At 64.6% G+C, this 3,247-nt stretch carries 5 protein-coding genes; 3 read left to right on the top strand and 2 right to left on the bottom strand.

Features of this window, described 5'->3' with window-relative positions; translation table 11 throughout:
• The coding region (locus Q1K09_RS12900; protein WP_300345886.1) for a transposase at positions 1 to 216 on the bottom strand (216 nt) is incomplete at its 3' end.
• Positions 217 to 344: 128 nt separating this feature from the next.
• On the opposite strand from Q1K09_RS12900, the gene Q1K09_RS12905 reads away from it, so the two are divergent.
• The 3 genes from Q1K09_RS12905 (at position 345) to Q1K09_RS12915 (ending at position 2,727) form a co-directional block, all read left to right on the top strand.
• Complete coding sequence (locus tag Q1K09_RS12905) at positions 345 to 593, top strand: SHOCT domain-containing protein (protein WP_300345887.1); 249 nt, start codon at positions 345 to 347, stop codon at positions 591 to 593.
• On the top strand, positions 590 to 2,113 hold the full coding sequence (locus Q1K09_RS12910) for a multicopper oxidase family protein (protein ID WP_300345888.1): 1,524 nt from the start codon (positions 590 to 592) through the stop codon (positions 2,111 to 2,113). Before Q1K09_RS12905 ends, Q1K09_RS12910 begins: the two co-directional genes overlap by 4 nt.
• A 284-nt stretch (positions 2,114 to 2,397) precedes the next feature.
• Complete coding sequence (locus tag Q1K09_RS12915; protein ID WP_300345889.1) at positions 2,398 to 2,727, top strand: hypothetical protein; 330 nt, start codon at positions 2,398 to 2,400, stop codon at positions 2,725 to 2,727.
• 278 nt (positions 2,728 to 3,005) lie between these two features.
• Here the strand turns inward: Q1K09_RS12915 and Q1K09_RS12920 are convergent.
• Positions 3,006 to 3,247: integrase core domain-containing protein (locus tag Q1K09_RS12920; protein ID WP_300345890.1), on the bottom strand; the 242-nt coding region annotated here is incomplete at its 5' end.

Consider the following 3,247-nt stretch of genomic DNA (forward strand, 5'->3'; position numbering starts at 1 on the left):
CCGGGCGTTCTCTGCCTCCAGCTCCTCGACGGTGCGGCGCTTAGCAGGCTGGGTGGCCTGTCGCTCGGCCTCGACCCACCGGCCCAGGGTCTGAGGTTTGACCCCGATCTCATCGGCCACAGCCTTGATCGTGCGCCCGGTATCGATCACCAGCCGGGCCGCTTCCTTCTTGAACTCCGGAGTGAAGCTCCGACGCTTCCTATTCATGGTTTCCATCGTGACACCTCTCCGGCAACAGCGGAGGCTGCTACCTATCTCAGATGTCCACTACTTCAGGGTAGGCCCAACCGGTCAGTGTTGCACTTCAAAATAAAATTCGGGAACGCGAGAAGAGGAGCATGCCCATGATGAACTGGGACGGTACGGGCGGTATGGTACAGACGTGGATTTTTGGGCTGCTAGTGCTCCTCGGAGTGATCGTGCTGGGGGTGGTCCTCGTGAAGGCCTTCACCGGCGGATCCAACACCACCCGTGAGATGGGCGCAGACCCTGGCCGGGGAAGAATTATCCTTGATGAGCGCTACGCCCGCGGCGAGATTGACATCGAGGAGTACCAGGAACGGCTTCGGAACCTGGAAGGGGACGGTCGGTGAGCTCGTTGACCCGCCGCCAACTGCTGGCCCTGGGCGCAGCCGGGGCAGGGGCCACCGTCGTGGGCGGTGCCGGGCTGTGGTGGACCACCACCAGTGGTACCGGCGACACCGGCGGTGCAGACCTAATCGACCCGGAGGTGTTGGTCAGCCGCGACGGTGTGCTGGAACTGGACCTGATCGCCGCCCCGACACGGATCGAAGTCGGTGGCCGGGAGGCCTCCGTGCAGGCCTTCAACGGTTCCCTGCCCGGACCGACTTTGCACGTGGCGCCGGGGGACACGATTCGGGTGGCGATGCATAACCAGCTTCGGGTCTGGACGAACCTACACGTGCACGGGTTGCACGTCTCCCCGGAGGGCAACGGCGACAATCCGTTCGTGAGCATCGCCCCGGGCGAGTCCTTCGACTACGAGTTCGTCTTGCCGGCCGATCATCCGCCGGGTACCTATTGGTATCATCCGCACCGCCACGGTCATGTGGCCGACCAGGTCGCTGCCGGGCTCTACGGGGCCATCATCGTGGAGGACCCCGAGCCGGTCCCGGTCACCCGGGAGCGGGTCATGGTGGTCTCGGACCTGACCCTGGACGCCTCCGGCAACCTGGCCGAGGCCGACCGGATGCAGCAGATGATGGGCCGGGAAGGCGAGGTCGTACTGGTCAACGGCCAGGTCCGCCCGCAGGTCACCGCCGCGCCGGGGGAGCGGGAGCGGTGGCGGATTGTCAACGCCTGCCCCTCCCGGTACCTCCGGCTGCAGTTGGACGGCCAGCAGGTCCGGCTGCTCAGCCGCGACCTCGGGCGCCTGCCGGTCCCCGAGGAGATCACCGAGGCGGTCATCGCCCCCGGCAACCGCATCGAACTCCTCGTGGACACCGCCGAGGGCTCTTCAGCCCTGGTCGCCGCACCGGTGAACCGCGGCGGCATGGACGCCATGATGGGCGAGGGCATGATGGGCGGGACCATGAGGGGCGACAACGAGCCCGGCAACGACGAACCGATCAGACTGCTCACCCTCGAGGTGTCCGGGGACCCTGTCCAAACGCCCGCACCAGTGCCGGAGGGACCGGCTCTGCGCGATCTGCGCGAGGAACCGATCACGGCCCGTCACACCCTGGACTTCGCCATGGGCATGGCCGGTGGCATGGGAGGCGACCGGACGATGATGGGCGGTGAAGGGGGTGACGAGGCCACCACCATGATGACGTTCACCATCAACGGTCAGGAGTTCGATCCCGACAGGACAGACATCTCGGTGGCGACTGCGACCGTGGAGCAATGGACCCTGACAAACTCAAGCCCCATGGACCACCCGATCCACTTGCACGTCTGGCCCATGCAGATCGTAGAAGACGGGGACCGCGACCTGTCCGAACCGAGATGGCAGGACGTTGTGAACGTCCCGGCTTTCGGGGAAGTGCAGGTCCTCATCGCCTTTGACGACTTCCCTGGGCGTACCGTCTACCACTGCCACATCCTCGACCACGAAGACCAGGGCATGATGGGCACCGTCGAAGCCCGCTGACCGAACACAGGGCAGGGAAACCGTGGTGGAAGTAATGGCGACCCGCGCAGTTATACCTGACTTGGCTCATGGCTCGGAAATAGGGGTGGCTGAGGGGTGTTCTTCCCCGTGATTCCGGGGTTCTGTAGTCCGAGGTGGGGCACTAAGCCTAGGATTCTGGTGTGTATGTGCGCACGGTGAAGACTGGCTCTGGGGCTGTAGCGGTTCAGATCGTTGAAAAGCGCCACGGACGCCGCGAGATTCTCGAGCACCTGGGCTCAGCTCATTCCGAACCAGAGGTAGCGTTGCTGAAGTCTGCTGCCTGGCGGAAGATCGCCGGTGACGATCAGCCAGAACTGGAGCTTGGTCTCGATGAATCCACCGGTGCCCGGAGTCCTGCGCCCTCTGGAGTCACGATCACCGGGCTGCGGATGGGCCCGCTGATTGAAGCGCTGACTGCGATCTACAGGGGCCTGGGGCTCGAGGAGGCCACCGGTGGGGATGAGGTGTTCTATCAGCAGGTGCTGGCCCGGCTGGTGGAGCCGACCTCGAAGTACGACTCGCTGCGGGTGATCGAGGAGATGGGCATGGACCCGGTCTCCTACGCTACGGTGAACCGGCGGCTGCCGGTCTAGGCGACCGAGGAGTTCCGCAACCAGCTATCGGCGGCGTTGGCGGCCCGGGCTGATCTGGGGCCCCACGCCCTTGTTTTGTTCGACGTGTCCACCCTGTATTTCGAGACTGATCAGGGCGACGGGTTCCGCGAACCCGGGTTCAGCAAGGAACGCCGCCTGGAGCCGCAGTGAAGCGCCCCGGGTCTGGTAGAGACCCTGATTATTGGATCCCAGCAGCAGCTGGGTGATCTTGAGGATAGGGGCTGATGCAGGAATGAGTGACAGGTTGGGTTTCCTGGTCAGGCCGCTAATGTCAGCGCCTGCGTGAGCAGTTTCTCCTCGTAGGCGATCGGGGTCAACTTCCCCAGAGCCTTCTGTTTCCTCCTTCGGTGATAGGTCTTCTCAATCCAGGAGACGATCCGCAGCCGCAGCTCCTCACGGGTCCGCCAGGGCTGGGCATCGAGGACGTTGTTCTGCAGCAGGCTGTAGAAGGACTCCATGGCCGCGTTGTCCCCGGCGGCGCCGACTCGGCCCATGGATC

Origin of the sequence: Nesterenkonia sp., assembly GCF_029265375.1 — a bacterium.
Classification (GTDB): domain Bacteria; phylum Actinomycetota; class Actinomycetes; order Actinomycetales; family Micrococcaceae; genus Nesterenkonia.

Coding starts and splice junctions, on each gene's coding strand:
- Q1K09_RS12905 (WP_300345887.1), top strand. CDS start 345: ATGATGAACTGGGACGGTACGGGCGGTATGGTACAGACGTGGATTTTT.